General features: G+C 47.2%; 12 protein-coding genes. 3 read left to right on the top strand and 9 right to left on the bottom strand.

Annotated features, from left to right (window positions below):
• The first annotated feature begins 83 nt into the window (after nucleotides 1-83).
• Complete coding sequence (locus tag ACZ52Z_RS08780) at nucleotides 84-2183, top strand: EAL domain-containing protein (RefSeq protein WP_464270358.1); 2100 nt, start codon at nucleotides 84-86, stop codon at nucleotides 2181-2183.
• A 284-nt stretch (nucleotides 2184-2467) separates the two neighbouring features.
• On the opposite strand, the gene ACZ52Z_RS08775 is transcribed toward ACZ52Z_RS08780, so the two are convergent.
• The 6 genes from ACZ52Z_RS08775 to ACZ52Z_RS08750 form a co-directional block, all read right to left on the bottom strand.
• Nucleotides 2468-3685, bottom strand: coding sequence for an HDOD domain-containing protein (locus ACZ52Z_RS08775; protein WP_464270357.1), 1218 nt, complete (start codon nucleotides 3683-3685; stop codon nucleotides 2468-2470).
• A 15-nt stretch (nucleotides 3686-3700) separates the two neighbouring features.
• Entirely contained in the window at nucleotides 3701-5425 is a 1725-nt protein-coding gene (locus ACZ52Z_RS08770; RefSeq protein WP_464270356.1) for a response regulator, read from the bottom strand.
• A complete protein-coding gene (locus ACZ52Z_RS08765) occupies nucleotides 5422-6558 on the bottom strand; it encodes an HD domain-containing phosphohydrolase (RefSeq protein WP_464270355.1) in 1137 nt (378 codons plus the stop codon). The genes ACZ52Z_RS08770 and ACZ52Z_RS08765 overlap by 4 nt, the downstream gene beginning before the upstream one ends.
• Before the next feature lie 282 nt (nucleotides 6559-6840).
• Nucleotides 6841-7227 (bottom strand): hypothetical protein, encoded by a 387-nt coding sequence (locus ACZ52Z_RS08760; protein WP_464270354.1) that lies wholly within the window; start codon nucleotides 7225-7227, stop codon nucleotides 6841-6843.
• A gap of 117 nt (nucleotides 7228-7344) precedes the next feature.
• A complete protein-coding gene (locus tag ACZ52Z_RS08755; RefSeq protein ID WP_464270353.1) occupies nucleotides 7345-8733 on the bottom strand; it encodes a sigma-54-dependent transcriptional regulator in 1389 nt (462 codons plus the stop codon).
• A complete protein-coding gene (locus ACZ52Z_RS08750; protein ID WP_464270352.1) occupies nucleotides 8720-9706 on the bottom strand; it encodes an ATP-binding protein in 987 nt (328 codons plus the stop codon). The genes ACZ52Z_RS08755 and ACZ52Z_RS08750 overlap by 14 nt, the downstream gene beginning before the upstream one ends.
• A 1516-nt stretch (nucleotides 9707-11222) precedes the next feature.
• Here ACZ52Z_RS08750 and ACZ52Z_RS08745 point away from each other — a divergent pair.
• Nucleotides 11223-13214 (top strand): HAMP domain-containing methyl-accepting chemotaxis protein, encoded by a 1992-nt coding sequence (locus ACZ52Z_RS08745; protein WP_464270351.1) that lies wholly within the window; start codon nucleotides 11223-11225, stop codon nucleotides 13212-13214.
• A 382-nt stretch (nucleotides 13215-13596) separates the two neighbouring features.
• On the opposite strand, the gene ACZ52Z_RS08740 is transcribed toward ACZ52Z_RS08745, so the two are convergent.
• From ACZ52Z_RS08740 to ACZ52Z_RS08730, 3 genes are read right to left on the bottom strand one after another with little or no spacing between them, the layout of a single operon-like run.
• A complete protein-coding gene (locus ACZ52Z_RS08740) occupies nucleotides 13597-14157 on the bottom strand; it encodes a YeeE/YedE thiosulfate transporter family protein (RefSeq protein WP_464270350.1) in 561 nt (186 codons plus the stop codon).
• Between the two features lie 21 nt (nucleotides 14158-14178).
• Complete coding sequence (locus tag ACZ52Z_RS08735) at nucleotides 14179-14697, bottom strand: YeeE/YedE thiosulfate transporter family protein (RefSeq protein ID WP_464270349.1); 519 nt, start codon at nucleotides 14695-14697, stop codon at nucleotides 14179-14181.
• 6 nt (nucleotides 14698-14703) lie between these two features.
• Entirely contained in the window at nucleotides 14704-16074 is a 1371-nt protein-coding gene (locus ACZ52Z_RS08730; RefSeq protein ID WP_464270348.1) for an MBL fold metallo-hydrolase, read from the bottom strand.
• A 503-nt stretch (nucleotides 16075-16577) separates the two neighbouring features.
• Between ACZ52Z_RS08730 and ACZ52Z_RS08725 the strand changes: the two genes are divergently transcribed.
• Nucleotides 16578-17726, top strand: coding sequence for a baeRF3 domain-containing protein (locus ACZ52Z_RS08725; RefSeq protein WP_464270347.1), 1149 nt, complete (start codon nucleotides 16578-16580; stop codon nucleotides 17724-17726).
• The last annotated feature ends 17 nt before the right edge of the window (nucleotides 17727-17743 follow it).

The raw sequence follows: 17743 nt of genomic DNA, 5'->3' as shown, positions 1-17743 counted from the left end.
GATACCGATGAAATACCGAAAGAATAGTGACAATATACGTAGCGTATCATCCATCCAAGGCTGAAAATACTTTGAGAATTGCTATGCATTGTGAAAACATTAACGACTTAATCGCTCATTCAGTGAAAAACAGTGCCGTCGGTATCGTGGTAACTGATCATCAAGGCATCATTACGTATGTCAACAGTCGACAATGTGCATCTAGTGGTTATGGATATGACGAGCTGATCGGAAAAAATGCCAGAATATTTCAGTCTGGTGAAACACCGCATGCTGTTTACCAGGAAATGTGGTCCACGATACTATCCGGACAGCTCTGGCAGGGTCAGTTGCTCAATAAAAAGAAGAATGGAGATGCGCACTGGGAAAATGTGTATGTCGCCCCCGTTCTGAATCATGAGAATGAAGTAACTTCGTTTTGGGCCATTAAAAAAGATTGTTACCCAAGAAATGTTCAGAAGCATGATACAAAAGCACTTTCCCAGATTGATCCCCTCACCGGCTTACTTAATAAAAACGGTTTTTTGCTTAACTTTAACAAGATTATACTGGAACAAAAGAGAGAGCAGTCTTCTGGTACCATCACCGTGTATTATGTCGACATTGACAGATTCCACTCGATTAATCAAAACCTGGGAAATCAAGCCGCAGATATTCTTCTGGCTGAAATAGCACGCCGATTAAAGCGTTGTTTTCGCCTCAATGACATGGTTGCGCGACTTGAGGATGATAATTTCGGTGTTTTTCTTTCTGAACCAAAGAAAAACGATGATGATAACAAGACAATAGAACGTCTTCTCAACATAATACGTGAGGTTTTTAACGTTGGCGGACGCCAAATTTTTATCACAGCCAGTATTGGGAGTGCATCTTTTCCTGAATGTGGAGGTGATGCCGAGGAAGTGCTGAGCGCTGCTCGCTTGGCAACGAAGACTGCCAAAAGTAAAGGTGGAGACACCTACCATCTATTTTCGAATTCTTGTACGGTAAAAAAACCGGGTCACGATCTGGCCAATGATTTGCTTCACGCCATCGACCGTGACCAGCTCGAGCTATATTATCAACCGCAGATAAACAGCGCTTCCGGAGAAATAGTAGGAGTTGAGGCTCTCTTGCGATGGTTCAGGAATGAAGATGAGCTTATACCGCCTAATATATTTATTCCCATTGCCGAGAAAAGTGAACTCATTGTTGCGTTAGGTGAGTGGGTCTTGGACCAGGCTGTTTCGCAAATTGTAAGTTGGCGCAAACAGGGCCTGCCGTCTACCAGGGTCGCTGTAAATCTCTCTGCGAAGCACTTTCATAGAACAGATCTTGTCCCATATATCAAAAAACTGCTTCAAAAGGTTGCACTTGAACCACATTACCTGGAATTGGAACTGACCGAAAGCGCGATATTGCAAAATCCTGTTGAAGTTAAAAGAAATATTAGTGAATTGAAATCACTAGGGATTCGTGTATCCCTCGATGACTTTGGTACCGGTCATTCTTCGCTTGTATGGCTTTCCCAGCTTCCTGTTGACCAAGTCAAGATCGATAAATCCTTTGTGTCTGATGTCACTGTCAATCCAATTAACGCATCAATAGTTTCGGCTACAATAGCCATGGCAAAAAAACTGGATAAAGACAGCATAGCAGAAGGCGTCGAGACAGAGGCCCAGATGCACTTTCTTCGTCGCCAGGGCTGTGATTTTCTACAGGGTTTTCTGTTCAGTAAGCCCCTTCCGGTAGCACAAATAACATCTTTGTTACAAGAGAAAGGGAAATGGTCGTTCGCTGATGCCCTGCCAGAGCAAGATCGTTTTACCATCCTTGTGGTCGATGACGAACCTCAGATGGTGAGGGTGCTCCAAAGGATTTTCCGGCAAAGTGACTACAGGGTACTTTCTGCTCATAGCGGTAGGGATGCTCTGGAGATATTGGCGTTGAATCGGGTGCAAATAATCATATCTGATCATCTTATGCCTGGTATGACAGGAGTTGAACTGCTCTCTGCAATTAAGAAACTATATCCAGATACTATTCGAATAATTCTTTCGGGACATTCAGATGTTTCAACCATTATCGATGCTATCAATCAGGGGGCCATATGGAAGTATTTCACTAAACCTGTCGAAATTGAACTCCTCGAAAAAGCTGTAAGAAAGGCATATCAAAATATGTTTTCTGGGGAAACAGTATAAAGAGAGAGTTGTCAATTACTCTGAGGTGAGGGCGCTGAACATACTCTGAGAAACACAAGGCGGCATTTTGCATGCCACTCTTTGCCCAAAGATTTTTCTCAAATCATGATTGAGCTTGTGAGGAACGTGCAGGGCATGCGTAAATAGGACATCAACGATGTGGCAGCAATTATCTTTCTTCAGTGCTTTCCGGCCCTAGTACAAGTTTTCGGGATAATGCTTTACGAAACTGACTGACAGTGGCGTCGAGAATGCGTTGATATTCTTCACTACTAACTCTTTTTTCAGACGTTATCCCCGTTTTTTTCCAATACGCTGGTGCAAAGCTTTTCCCACGCTTCCAGTTTTTCGCTCAAGCCTGTTTTTTCGAGGTATTTAAGATCGATCGTAGGGGGCACACCTAACGTATGCTGCGGATGGAATTTGTAGTAGAGGGCATCAGCGATATGTACGGCCAAAGCTGGACTGAAAGTTACTCTCGGGTATGCATTAATGTTATTGTGGTAACTAATCGCCTCGAGAATATTTCCACTGAAGCCCCAAAGTCCGATAAGATAGGCACCGACATCGCCATGGGTTGCCTTGAAGTGTTGCAGTTCCTTTTCCACCAGTAGAGCGTTTTCATTTTTGGCTGTTTCCACTACGGACAAATACGTGTCTTGGCAGTTGGCCAACAGAAGCAGGCGCCCTATGTCGTGAAGCATTCCCGCCAGAAAACAATCATTAATGGTATCCGGATTGTCCGAAGTCTCAAGGGCTATTTTTTTGCTGCACTGAGCGACTTTCATACTGTGGTCTTTGAGAAAAGCGAGAGAAACCGCTGATGAATTGGTTTTTAACTCGGAAAAAATCTGTACGCCGAGAACAAGAATCCGAATGGTATCGAAGCCCAGTAATTTCACTGCTTTGGTCGGACTTTCTACTTTTTTATAAAGGCCGAAAAACGACGAGTTTACCAGTTGAAGCAGTTTCGCCGTCATGCCGATGTCCTTTTCGATCAACTCGGCAATATCATTGGCAGTGGCATTATCTTTTTTTAGCATGCGCTGCAAGTCGGCATAGACGGCTGGGATGCTGGGCAGGTGGTCAATGCCTGATATGATCTTTTTCAATTCACTGTTGCTTAATCGGTCGTGCAAGTCGCTGGATCGGCACAGGACATCTTTAAGCAATTCAGGCTCACAGGGTTTGCTGAGAAATTGGTGGACGACATTCACCGTTCGAAATACAGACTCTTCATCTGCCTGGCCGGTAAGCATGATTCTGATGATCTGGGGATGATTTTCCTGTACAGCCGTAAGGAACTCTGCCCCATCCATGCCAGGCATGCGCATGTCCGAGACAACGATATCAATGTTGTGGTTCTCAATGATTTCAAGTGCCGCTCGACCGCTATCGGCAAAATAAAAGTCGTACTCTTTGCGCAGGGAGCGCAACATTCGTTTTATTCCTAAGAGGATGTTGGGTTCGTCATCGACAAACAGGACACCTTTTTTGTTCATATCCTCTCTCTTGATCTACTGCTTTTTCTGTATGGATGACAGTGGCAGTTCGATGGTAAAGGTTGTTCCCTGGCCGACCTGACTGTCAACCTGGATGCTACCGCCGTGTTTGTTGGCAACGACGTCATAGGCAATGGCCAATCCCTGGCCTGTGCCTTTTCCCGTGGATTTTGTCGTAAAAAATGGTTCGAAAATCTTTTTCATGACATGTTTGGGCATTCCATTGCCCGTGTCGGAAATGCGGATAACCACCCATGGTGGTTGCTGAGCGGTTACAATGGTGATCGTGCCTTTTTCTTCCTCCGGAGTCTCTCCCAGCTTGTCTTCGATGGCATGGGCGCTATTGACAAGAAGGTTAAGGATCACCTGACCCATCTCGTCGGAGAGGCATGATATTTTAGGGAGCTCCGGATCCAGTTCCAGTTTGATATCGGCAACGTATTTCCACTCATTCCGAGAAACGGTGACCGTAGTTTTAATGACGTTATTAATATTAACATCTTGAGTTTCTCTATCGCCAGGATGAGAAAACTCCTTCATGGCGCGGACGATGGAACTAACCCGGTTAAGTCCTTCCTTGGACTGCTGAAGAGCTGTTGGAATTTCCTCTTCCAGGTAGTTCCAATCCGCTCCCTTTAACTCGTTAAAAATTGTTTGTGCTGAAACGGCCTCGGTAGAACACGCCTTGACGATATTGTTGATTGCGGTCTGCAGGTCGGTGAATGCTTCATCAAAAAAAGTAATATTGGAGCTGATGAACTGAATGGGGGTGTTGATTTCGTGAGCGATGCCTGAGGCCAATTGGCCGACCGATTCGAGTTTCTGACTATGCAGGGCCTTTGTTTGTTGCAACTGCTGCTTTTTTTTATTTTTTTTGATTTCCGTAATATCACGGAACACATGTATGGAGCCAAGCCTCTTGCCGTCCTGGGAGGTGTAGGGGATAACTTTCATTTCCAGGTCTTTGCCCTCTTTTGCAAGGTGTATCTCCTTGGAATAGGATCGGTTTTTGACAAGGCATGATTTATGGAGGCAGTGGTTATCCTCACTGCAGAGAAAACAGCGTTGGCCGATGAGCTCAGCCTCTGTTTTGTCGAAGTAGGAGAGCATTGATTTGTTCACCCTAGTGATTTTTCTGTCTCTATCGATGATGGCGATCATTTCCGGAAGCGCGTCCACTGTCCGCTTCCATTCTTTTTCGGCAATTCGTGTTTGCTCCTCCAACTGCTGCCGCCTTATCAGTTCTCTTTCATAGCTGAGGTTCTGACTAAGCAGTTCCGAAGTACGCAGCCGGAGAGTATCCTCGAGATGCAGCTGCTGGCGATGCAAATTTTTCAGCAATTCAGCTTTTTCTTGGACCCGCTCAATACTATGGACGAGCAACTCCAGAGGCTGGATGGGCTTGACGAGATAGTCCCAGGCACCCAGGCGAAGAGCATGGATAACATCTTCCATCGTACCGGCCCCGGAAACGATGATGAACGGGGTAGAACCAAATTCATCTTTGACGATGTTCAACAATTCAATACCATCAAGTTCAGGCATGCGGAGATCGGCGATGATTAAATCCGGTTCAAATTCTCGAATATACTTGAGTGCCGTTGAACCGTTTGCCGTCCCGATAACGTTGTATCCTTCTTTGACGAGAAAACGAGTCATCATTCTACGCAAGGCAGCGTCGTCTTCAGCCAGCAGAAGCGTTGTTGCTTTCTTGGAAGCAGTTGTGTTTACAGTGCTCATTTGGTGTTCACCCTGACCCGGACAGGCTCCTTAACCCCTACCTTTTTGGTAAAATTTTGCAGGCCTTGGATTATCGGCCAGGTCAGTTCCTGCCCTTTTCGAACCAACAACGTATCATTTTTGGCATAGATATCGTCCTCAGTCACCATACCGGTGGCAAGATCTTTTATTTTCAGGCTGATGATTCGGGCAACATCTCCGGTTCCCTGTGTTTTTCCCAGTTGCCTAACGATTTCAGGATGGTAGATGTGTTTTCTTTGGTGGAGGTGGCGGATTATCTCATCATGATTTTTTCCTTGAAGCAGCATGCGGTCATACTCGAAAACAACCCGCAGGATCTGGGCGCTCAGCTGAGTCTCGGCATCCTCTTGATCCTCAGGGTCATACTTCTCGAAATCTTTCAACTGGTTGCGGACGATTGCGGTTACCCCCTTCATACGGGGAATGTTTTCAAGCATACGGGCACCTGTTTGGGGATGCTCAGCATACATTTCCTGTTCTTTTTCATCCAGTTGTTGGCCAGCGTGCACCTTGTTGATGATTTCCTCGGGCAGGGTCACACATCCTATCTGTGACATAAGGGCGGCGATTTCCAACTGCCACAGTTGCTCAATCGCCATTTCTTCGGCAATTTGAGCAGCCATCGAGCGGATGCGCAGTCCGCTGCTGAACGCTGTCGGACTGGCAAAACTGAGGAGTTCGGACAGTACCTTGACGCTGCCTTTCAAGGTTTTATCAAGCAGTTCCCGTTCAGCAGTGATAAGCCTGTATTGTCGTTGGGCAAGGGCAAGAGATGTGACCAGCAGTGGAGTGGAGCAGGGTTTGTTAAGAAATCTGAAAATCTGCCCTTTGTTGACGGCCTCTATGGCTGTCTCTTGGTCGGCATCTCCGGTGAGCATCATGCGAACCGTATCCGGATAGATATCCTTTATGGTGGTCAGTAGCTGGATTCCATTCATGACCGGCATGCGCATATCGGAGACGACAACACTGAAAGGGCCATCCCTTTTCATGATTTCCATAGCCTCCTGGCCGCTTTCCGCTGTTACGACTTGAAAGCGTTTGCGCAGTTGTCTTTTCATCGAGTTAAGTACCTGTATTTCATCGTCAACAAACAGAATCTTATTAGACATGGGAGTAGGGTTATGCGTGCAATTCTTCGTTACCAGTTAAAATACATTAAAGTGCTTACTCTGTAATACTATGGTTGGGAGGTGGAGCTTTTCCAGAAAAAAATAAAATTCTATGTAACTGTTGATGATAGTTTGAAAAGATGAATGTTGAAAAGTTGGCCGGTATTTCGATGGAAAATATGAACAGTTGAGACGAACAGGGAAAAAGGCCATATAAATCGAGGACACAATCTCGCAGAGCAAATATTTGAGCTGGAAAATTATGAATCGCAATTTCCTCTATCAATAAACGGCATCGTGAATGACTAGTCGAACCATACTTTCGAAGTAAGAACTTGAAATGGTCATTCTCATCTCCCCCTTCTCTGTATATAGAGTAACATCCCGCTTAGAAATGCATTGCCGCTGGCCCCTGGTTTCATCAACAAGGCGTCGGATTGTGCAGGTGGCACAGTGTACGGTTTCACCACAACCTTCGGGTAGCCGAGCATAGGCACACTCCAAAGCTTCACCTCCAAGGAATCCCTGTATCGATTGTAGCCGCTTTTGCAACGTGGCAAGTGCCTGCTCATTAGCTGTCAACACTCTTCCTTCCTCATTGACGATGAGCACAGGGAATCCGAAATCTTCAAGATATTCACTGAAAGAAACTCCCTCAAGCTGCTTCATTATGGCTTGGTGGCACTCCGGGCACAGTCCATGGGTGACTGCTGAGTTTTCAAAAGGTACTTTTTCACCCAGTAACTTGCGACAATATGAACAAATCAGTTTCATGATAGAAGAGAATTAATCGTTGGGCGGATGAAAATCTTTCAGCAAAAGACCAAGATTGTTGATCTTGGTGTAAAAGTTTTTTTTGTGCATGCCGCTCAAGGCAAGGGCCTTTTTCAAATTGCCCTGGGAAATTTGTAAGGTCTTTAACAGATAGTTACGCTCGAACTCCTCAACTGCATGCTGCTTAGCTGCTTTAAAGGGCGGATGGTCCTTTTTTTCCCCTTCACCCATTATTTTTTCAACATCATAGAGGACGATTTTGTTACTGTCGGACATCTGCACTATCTTGAAAAGGGTCTGCTTGAGTTGTCGGACATTCCCCGGCCAGGCTTCCATTGCCAGCCGATCACTTGCCTCAGCGGAGATATTGAAGGTCCTGTTCTGTGAAGTGCCGAATTGCGAGAGGAAGTGCCAGATCAGCGGCACGATGTCCTCCTTTCGCCGACGCAACGGCACCGTGGTAATTGTCACCCCGGATAGGCGGTAAAAGAGGTCCTCGCGGAAAAGGCCTTTGTTGCACATGTCATCGAGATCCCTGTTGGTCGCAGCCACTATGCGGATATCAGCATAACGAAGAATAGATTCACCCACCCTCATGTATTCGCCAGTATCAAGAAAGCGGAGGAGTTTTGCCTGAATGTCGAGAGAGAGTTCGCCGATTTCATCGAGAAAAAGGGTTCCACCTTCGGATGCACCGACATGACCGGATGTGGAAGCAACGGATCCGGTGAAGGAGCCTTTGGCATGACCGAACAATTCAGACTCAGCCAGATCTTTAAGCGTGGCGCAATTGATTGGTAAAAAAGGTTTTGAACTCCTATTGCTGTGGCTGTGGAGCTCGTGAGCTATAATTTCTTTCCCTGTGCCTGACTCTCCGGTGATAAAAACAGGAATTTCGATATTGGTTAACATCAGTATCTCTTGGCGAAGATCCCGAATGGGTTGAGAGATGCCTACGAGCTTGCTACTTTTGCCTTCAGCTATTTTTTTGACATACGACATGCGTAACCTTTGGAAATGCAGGGCGGCGTATACGGTATAAATCAGCTGGGACTTGTTGAAGGGCTTGAACAGGAAGTGGGTTAAGCCCATGTTGAGGAAGCTGTCGAGATTTGTCTCGTCGGGAATACCGGTAATGATAATCACTTCAGCTCCCCTGTTGTGGCGTAGAAATTCTTGTGTAAGAACGGCACCATCCTTGTTTGGCATGTTAATATCAATGAGGGCCAAGTTGAACGACCTGCCTGGCAGGTACTTTCCTGCCTCCAGGGAATCTGTGAAGGGAACCACGTGATAGCCGTGACTGTTGAGTGTATCGGCGACAGCGTCAACAATGACTGCCTCGTCATCGACCACGAGCACATGAATGTTCTCTTTTTTGCTTGCATCAAACGGTGACATATGCGGCTATTTCCTCCAGTCGGCCTATTGAGAAGGGTTTAGCGAGGAAAACAGCATCAGGAAATTCCTTGAGCCGCTCTTTTTCCTCATCGCCTGACATGAAAATGACAGACGGGATAGCATGCGTGGCAAGCAGCTGCTTCATACAGGAGAAGCCGTCGCTGTCGGTAAGATTGATGTCAATCAGCAGAACGGTGACGATACCGCTGACATGACCGAATTCCTCCATTGCTTCTTCGCAGCTGCCAGCGGAGAAAACCATATGCCCTTTACGCTGTAAACCTCTGAGGAGAAATTCGAGCATGGTGCCGTCGTCTTCGATGATGAAGAATACCTGTCTGGTCCAGCGCATTTTTTTTTGCGAGGTTATGGGTCTCGTCTTCTCTGCCTCTTCCTCATTTACCATGGGCAGCCGAAGAGAAAAGGAACATCCGTTATGGCTAGATCGAACAAGCTCTACCTCCCCTCCGTGACGGTTGGCAATCTCTCTAGCCATGGGCAATCCAAGGCCACTATTCGGCTCATTTTTCGTAGTGGTGAAAGGTGAAAAAATATCGTCATGGAGCTGAGGATCTATACCAGGACCGTCGTCTTCAATGATGATTTGGACATAGGGTGACTTGGTGCCTGTTGAATGGGAGACATAAAAGCGAAGATTGATGCCATGCACACCCGTTTCCAGGGCATTTTCTCCTATATAGAAAAGCATCAGCACGAGTTCTTCGTGGCACCCTCTAACCTTTGCGATCTCCTGCTGCCGATGGAAGGTGATGGTATGCATGGGGGAAATTGATCTAAGGCTTCTGGCGGTGGTTTCTATAAGATTGCCAACATGTTGCACCGTCATTTTTACGCAGTGTAACCTTGCAAAATGAAAAAGGGTTTCTGTTTCTTCAATGCCCCGTGCAACCAATTGGCCAAGCAGCTCCTCGTTTCTAGTCGAGGTGTTGTTCGCCGACTGGGTCTGAGCCAAAATCCCTGTAAAAATGTTGTTAAAGTTGTGTGTGATACCTCTGGTGATGAGCTGCAAAGAGCGTAGGTATTTCAATTGTTGGAGAGTTTTCAGCGTGTTGTTTTGCTGTGGTTTCCGCGGCATATACTGTCATCTCTCTAAAAAGTTTTTCATCATATGGGCTTTGGTAGATTGAAAATAGTGTTGTTTTCTGTACTCGTGAGGAAACAACCGGCACATGGCTGCAGTAATTTCCTGCCATGCACATGGCGTTGTCCTTATCTAAGGAGTACCAAGCTTGTTCATTTCGGGGCTGAACCCCTTGCCCATGCTTTCTGTGCAGAGAAGTATTGGCAGGTCCTCACGGGTTCACAGCAACTGCCCAACTTGTCCCAGCCTCTCCGCCCTTTCAGAGGACATCTCAATACCTGTGAGCAGTATTATTAATTCAGTCTCGGGATTTGTGTTGGACATGTTGGGTCTGTAATACATCCCGCTGATTTTCTTTGACATTGGTCATAGCCACTTTCACTCTTCACTGCTGATATAAAAAGACTCACTTTATTCTAGCATTTTCAGTGCCAGCGAATTCCTTTTCTTGTCAACTGCGTCCAGGAGTATGGCAACTGCTGCAACGACACAGTTTCAGCATGAAAATGGGATCACCTTAGTCGACAGTGATTGTCGCTGAGCTGAAAACAAAGAAACGCCAATTGGATATTTCTATTATCAATAACATGCTGAAATATTTTTAAATTATAAAAATGTAATGTGTAAAAGGATGAGCTGGTAAAGCAATAGAGGAGGCCCAAGGTAGCAAAAATGCCACCAGTCTGTGCAAGAAGCATGAATACGTAGTTTTCCAAGGCAAGGCTTGTTGCCTTTGTGATTGTATATGTGAATGGCAGGACTGAATACATACGCTTTTTTTTGCTTCTGGTTGAAGAGTTGTTGTAGCTGGCGAGTTGTCAGTACGAGATTTTTATTTTTGTTGGAGCAGGCAAACGCAGGTAGGAATGGTGGTAAAAAAACCACCTGGAGAACATAAAAAAAATAATAACCATTGTAATTGGTTGTGATCATGCAGGTATGTGTTTGGCAAGCGCTGGTAGCTCAGAGCCCTACTGGAGGTACCCTTTTTGCCACCTTTCATTCCGTGATCTTGGGTTGCGATACGGTAATCTCGAAATGCATTTATCAAATCTCCTGAGAATGGTCCTGGTTCTAGGCGGTTGATGGATGCCAAATGATTGCAGACGCTCTCTGGCATGCTTCGTGCTTTGAGCTGCTGCAGGTTGGGTAGTACTGGAACTCTTCGAAACAAGATAGAGGCTGTTACTTTGAGAGAGGGGAGAAGGGTAACAGTTTGGTTTATTCGTGGAAAATAGTAATTAGCGGTGGCTATTTCGTTCCGGCGTAGTGCTTGAGAGTGGGTGAAGTCATATGGATCTGCACATAGAACATGCCCAGAGGTAAATGTTGTTAACTCTAGACGCGAGAGTTGAATTAGCTCTTAGACACAGAAAGGAGAACAAGGATGTTTAAGAAAATGAGTTTAGCGGCAAAAATTGGCGCCGGTTTTGGGTCAGTAATACTGCTTCTGGTCATAGTTTCTCTCGTCTCGTGGCGAGGTTTGTCTGGTGTGGCTGATGGCTTTGTAGAGTATCGCGGCCTAGCCCGGGACACCAACCTGGCTGGCCGACTACAGGCCCAGATGTTGATGATGCGAATGAACGTCAAGGATTTTATCATCACCGCCAGTAGTACAGATGTTGAGCAGTACAATGAATATCTTGAAAAAGCCAACACTTTCCTGGAGGAAGCGCATAAAGCAATCCAGGATCCGGAACGAGCCGCCAAGCTCGATGATCTGACGACCAATCTCAAGGGGTACGAAGAGACATTTATACAAGTAGTTGAGCTGATGAAAGAAAGGGACCGGCTCATTAAGGGCGTACTCGATGGTATAGGTCCTTCCATGGAGATGAATCTCACCTCCATTATGCAGACAGCCATGGAGGATAATGATGTCGAGGCGGCATATGACGCAGGTATAGTATTGCGGCATATGCTACTGGGGAGATTATATGCCCAAAAGTTTCTTGATACCAATGCCAAAGCTGACGAGGAACGTGTATATGCTGAGTTTGAAAAGGTATTCAAGAAAACCGAAGAACTCAACAACGAGCTTCAAAATCCTCAACGACGTGGCCTGAACAAAAAGGTTTCCGAAGAGGCGAAACAATACCGGGAAACATTTGGCAAAGTTGCCGAAACGATTTTTACCCGTAATGATTTAATTAAAAATACCCTCGATGTATTGGGTCCTGAGTTTGCATCGGATATTGAAGAGGTCAAGCTTTCGGTGAAGGACGACCAGGATACCCTTGGACCGATCGTTCAGGCCCAAAGCAAAAACGCCACAAGAGTTGCTCTCATAGTCTCCACGGTGGCAATACTGATAGGGGTATTATCCGCTTTTGTCATAACGAAATCAATAACCGGTCCAGTGCAGAAGGTAGTCAACTATGTAGAATTTTTATCGAAAGGAGATTTTACAGCCAAGCTCGATATCCATCAGCAGGATGAAATAGGCAAGATGTCCGGCGTCTTGGGGAAAACCGTGGTCGAGCTTGGCAACATGGTTAAAGAGATAATTCAAGGTGTAAATACTTTAACTTCTTCATCAACCGAACTTTCCGCGATCTCTTCCCAGTTGTCTGGAAATACAGATGATGCTTCCACTCGTTCCAATACCGTAGCTTCTGCTGCAGAAGAGATGAGCGCCAACCTTCATTCTATATCGGCTGCTATGGAGCAGTCTTCCAGCAATGTCGGTATGGTAGCAACCGCTACCGAAGAAATGACCTCTACGGTGAGTGAGATTGCTCAGAATGCAGCCAAAGCGAAGGGAATTACCGGAGAAGCTGTAGCGCAGTCTGTCCAGACATCGGAGAAAATGAATGCACTTGGCCAGGCGGCCGTCAGGATTGGTAAAGTGACTGAAGCAATTACAGAAATATCGGAGCAGACCAACCTGCTTGCGCTTAACGCGACTATAGAAGCGGCTAGGGCCGGTGAGGCCGGTAAGGGGTTTGCGGTTGTTGCCAATGAGATCAAGGCTCTTGCCAGGCAGACTGCCGATGCCACTGTTGACATCAAAAATCAGATCGAAGAAATGCAACAGACAACCGACGGTACCATTGCTGATATTGAGAAGGTCGGCCAAATTATCACTGAGATTAATGATGTGATCAATTCTATAGCAAGTGCTGTAGAGCAACAATCTGCTGCCACCTCTGAAATCGCCGAAAATATTGCCCAAGCTTCGGCAGGAATCTCTGAGGTCAATGAAAATGTGGCTCAGTCTTCAATAGCCAGCGGTGATATAACCCGGCAAATTGCAGAGATTAGTAGAGGAAATGATGAAATAAACGGCGGCAGCATCAATGTGAGGGAAAGTGCGAGTGAACTTTCGAAACTTGCTGAGCAACTCAATCAGCTGGTTAATCGGTTCAAGGTTGACTGATTAGATGAGAAAAGGATCAAATTTGTAGTGGTTACTGCCTAGCGATGCCCTGCTGCAATGGATATCTAACTACTTTTTGGCTTATACAATTGTAATCGATTTATTCCTCAGTCCCGTGCGTGTTGCCTTTCGAGAGGAATAGCCGTCCTGTCAGACAGGAAATCGCCTGTATATGTCCGATTCGTTCGTACAGAAATAGGAGGCTCTTCTTCTGGAAGAGCTGCCTGTGAAGATGAATGCTAAAAAGTGAAGGTATACTGTATTGGCACCAATTGGTTCCTGCTTCCGGTGGATCTGCGTTGCAAACCATTTGCGTTGATGTATTACAGCTGCGCGGCTTGTGTCTTGCCCTGCGAAAAACTTCATTAAGAGAGTCTCAAGGCTAAAAACCGGATCGTTCCAGGAAATAGAGAAAGGCTGTAAAAGCCACTGCTAGCGGGAAGATCACGACCCAGACATTTTTTACTCCGAGAAGCTCGATCAGAGTTATATCCCCAAATGTGCCGAAATGGAGCACCTTTTTATTTATTATGGGGTAGACTGCCGCATACAGGGCTGTGCCCATCGTGATGCCGATAACACCGCCAACCAGTGCATCCATTGCACCATGCCCAACAGCACCGAATGAGGTGCCAGGGCAGTAGCCGAGCAGGGCGAAGCCGACACCGAAAATGAGCGGCCCGGGAATGGTGGCTCCAGCTGATCCAGATTTTTTGTGGAGTTTCACCCAACCGGCCTGACGCATCCCGTAGACTCCGATCATCCCGGTTATTATAGCGGTAAGAATAACTTTGATCACGGTAAAATCGGTCAATAGGAGTTGTCCGAGGATGACTTCGTAATTGCATACACCGCCTTTCTGAAGGAGAAAGCCGAAGACAAAACCAATCAGCAGGCCGAGAAAATATTGTATCGGCGGTTGGTCCGCGAATGTGTTCGTCATAATAGGGCTCCGCTGCTGGAGTTAATAGATCAGGAAGGCGACCGTACAGCCTCCGACAAAAAAACAGATGACCGCCAGCCAACTGCTAAGGACAAGCTGGAGGCAGCCGCTGATACCATGACCGCTGGTGCATCCTCTCCCCCACCGGGCACCGAATCCAACCAGAACACCGCCTAATAAAGCGACCGAAAGACGCAGCAACAGGTTCGAACCGAATTGTTCCTGCCACATGGCGGGAATCCAAACCCAGGAGAAGTTTCCCGCCGATAGGGCTGCCGTCAGCGCCCCCAGGAAAAGCCCGACCACAAGCATCCATTCCCAGCCGATAGAGGGCGGTGTTTCCTGATAATATTGCTTTTCCCGTACCTTCGGACCTCTGATTGCTTCCTCAACCAGGCCGGCACTCTTGGCAAGTGCTGTCGACACCCCGATGGGATGACTTGAAAAGAAGAATGCACACCAGGAGAGCATACCGATACCGATGCCGACAAGATAGGGTGACCAGGTGGGTTCCTGGAGGAATTGCAGAATCGTATCCATCAGCTGTTACCCCCTCGTGACGTTGCAGTTCACATTAATGCAGGCCTGCATGGAGCCGAGGCTGTCCTCGACCATAGCAAACCCGTTCTGCTTGAGAATCGAAGCAGCGATAATCGCGCGTTGTCCGCTGCCGCAGAAGGTGACCACCGGTTTTGACCGATCGAGCTCATCAAGACGGTCGGGAAGTTCGCCTAAGAAGATGTGGGTAGCCTGCTCAAGCCTGCTTGCTTTGTATTCGTTGACCTGGCGGACATCAAGCAGAGTGAAGTCTTCGTCTTGATCCAGGCGTTTCTGGAGTTCTTCAGCATGCACTGCACCTATCCTGTCATATTTGAAGCCGTTCACTTCCCAGCTGTGCATCCCCCCTTTGAGGTAGCCGGTGACACAGTCATAGCCGATACGGCAGAAGTGGGTAACAGCCTCCTGCAACTGGTGTTGGTCTTCCGGTATCAATATAATATCATTAGTATATTCAAGGAGGTAACCGGCATAGGCTGGGATCATGTCTGCAGGCAGTGCAAGGCTGTCAGGGATGAAGGCTCCGGCGATGGCTTCGGGGCTGCGAAGGTCGATGAGACGGGCCCCTGCCTCGCGAGCCGCTTTGACTTCAGGGGCAGTCATCGGAACCGGATGAGGCAGGCCCTTGAGCGGCGGCGGCCCGTACTGGTTATATTCCTCCATTTTTTTAAAATAAGGGGGCTGGTAATGCTGTTCATGTACCTTGTGGTTGATGAACTCACTACGTTCACGCTTCTGCAGTACCGGGTTATTGCATCGCTCATAACCGATGGTTGAGAATTCGCGGGAGGCCATCCCGTCACCGCAGACTGAACCGGCACCGTGGGCAGGGCAGAGTATTGTCTGGTCTCCTAGGGGAAGGAGCTTTTCGAATATGGAGTCATAGAGCAACCCGGCTACTTCCTCTGCTCGATCCGGATAAAAATCGGTACGCCCAACATCACCGATAAAGAGCGCATCGCCGGTAAAGACGACGACAGGGTCATTACCAAAATTGCTGTCTCTGACAACGACGGAAATTGATTCGTCCGTATGTCCGGGTGTTTCGAGAACTGTCAGCTCGAGTTCACCGATGGTAAATCTATCGCCATCCACGACACGTTCGCCATAGGAAAATTTCAGAGCAGCACCGTGGTGAATTACCGCACCGGTTGCAGCAGCCAGATCACGCGAGCCGATAACATAATCTTCGTTTCGGTGGGTCTCGAATATCCTGGTAATTCTCATCCCGTTCTCGGCTGCAATGTCGATATATATCTGGCAATCGCGGCGAGGGTCAATAACGACAGCCTCGTTGCCGTCGCCAATAATATAGGATAAATGAGCGATACCCTTTGATTTTATTTTTTTTAATAGCATTCGTGATCCTCCTCACTCCTTGTTGTCGCGTAACTCTCCCTACTGCTCAGTCAGCTTTGCTGCCAGTACTGTAGCCTTTAGTGTTGACGTGGGATCGTCATTGATACTTTGTCCAATATCTTCGATGGAGCAAAAAAAATGCCAATACGTCAGTTGTCGGTAGTCTTTGGCAGTCACCAGGTTGAACAGCGCTGTTGGCCGATGTGAAAGGCTTGGCCCGTTGCATGGTCCCTGCTGATATTGCCGGTCAGGTAAACAGCGGGCTAGGAGAAGTCATAGCTCTTTTCACGTAGAGGCACTCTTTTATCAGGTGGCATATATATTGAATGAGGTATGCCAAGAGGGCAGCAACAACCCTGCTCCGGTACCGTCTCGGTTGATGGTTGAATTATTCCAATGCAGAGGGCTGGCTGGACGTGGCACCCCGGTCTGTATGCTCATTGGTTATCGCGCTCAGCGTAAAACCCGGAGTCCTAACTCAAAAAGATAAGGATGGCTTGGGCATGAAAACTCTTGAGAAATATGCAATAGAACAGCTAGTAAAAGTAGAGGAATGGCCGACAATATCAATATATATGCCAGTGAGCAGGATAGGTGATCCACAGGATTCTCTTCGCTATAAGAACCTGCTTACCCAGGTGGAAGACAGACTTATCCATAGAGGGATGCGAGCAGCAGAAGCACGAAATCTGTTGGCCTCGGAATATGAGTTGGTAAAGCATGCGGAATACTGGAAGAGCCTTGGCCAGGATGGATTGGCGGTATTCCTTTCAGCGGAGCATGTTATACGCTATGCGCTGCCGGTATCGTTTCATGAGTTGGCCATGGTGGGGTTGCACTTTCATGTACGGCCGCTTCTCTCGCTAACGGCCGCAGGAGAATACCTTGTTCTTGCATTGAGCAGGAATAACCTCCGGCTTTTCCAGGGAGACCGTTATCAACTCAATGAAATTGACCTTCCCGAAGGTACACCGCAAAGTATGTCGGAAGCGTTGAAGTATGACGATCCGGAGCGACAGCTGCAACTTCATACCAAAACAGGCCTTACTGGAGGCAAAAGGGACGCTATGTTTCATGGACAGGGGGTGGGAATTGATGATCGGGACAATGCCCTTGAACGCTATTTTCAGGCAATTGATCGTTCTCTCTTTCCCCGGTTGGAGAAGAGGGGATTGCCAATAGTGCTGGCCGGTACAGAGGAGTTACATGCAGCCTATCGAGGTGTCACGAAAAGTCACACCATCCTTCCCCGTGGTATTGCCGGGAATGTGGATGACTTGTCGGTTGAAATCCTTCATCAAAAAGCCTGGGACATCGCTGGCGAATACTTTTCAGAACAAGAACAGGAAGTTGTTCGCAGTTTCCGGGATAACCTTGGGACCGGCAAGGTTGTTGATGATCTGGAGTCGATTCTGACGGCGGCTCTTGACGGGAGGGTGGAAACTCTTCTTGTCGCGGAAAATGAGCAGGTGTGGGGGGGATTCGATATAGAAAACCGACAGGTAACGGTGAAAAATTCTGATGAGGGACCGGTTGTCAATCTCCTGGATGAGGCTGTTTTTTTCACCTGCAACACAAAAGGGACTGTCTATGTCAAGCAACTGCATGACATGCCTACCAAGAGTAATATTTGCGCACAACTGCGTTATTGAGAGCAGACCATGCTCAA

The organism is Desulfogranum aggregans (assembly GCF_055398265.1).
Note: the sequence above shows the minus strand (reverse complement) of the source record. Positions and strands in the feature narration are given on the sequence as shown.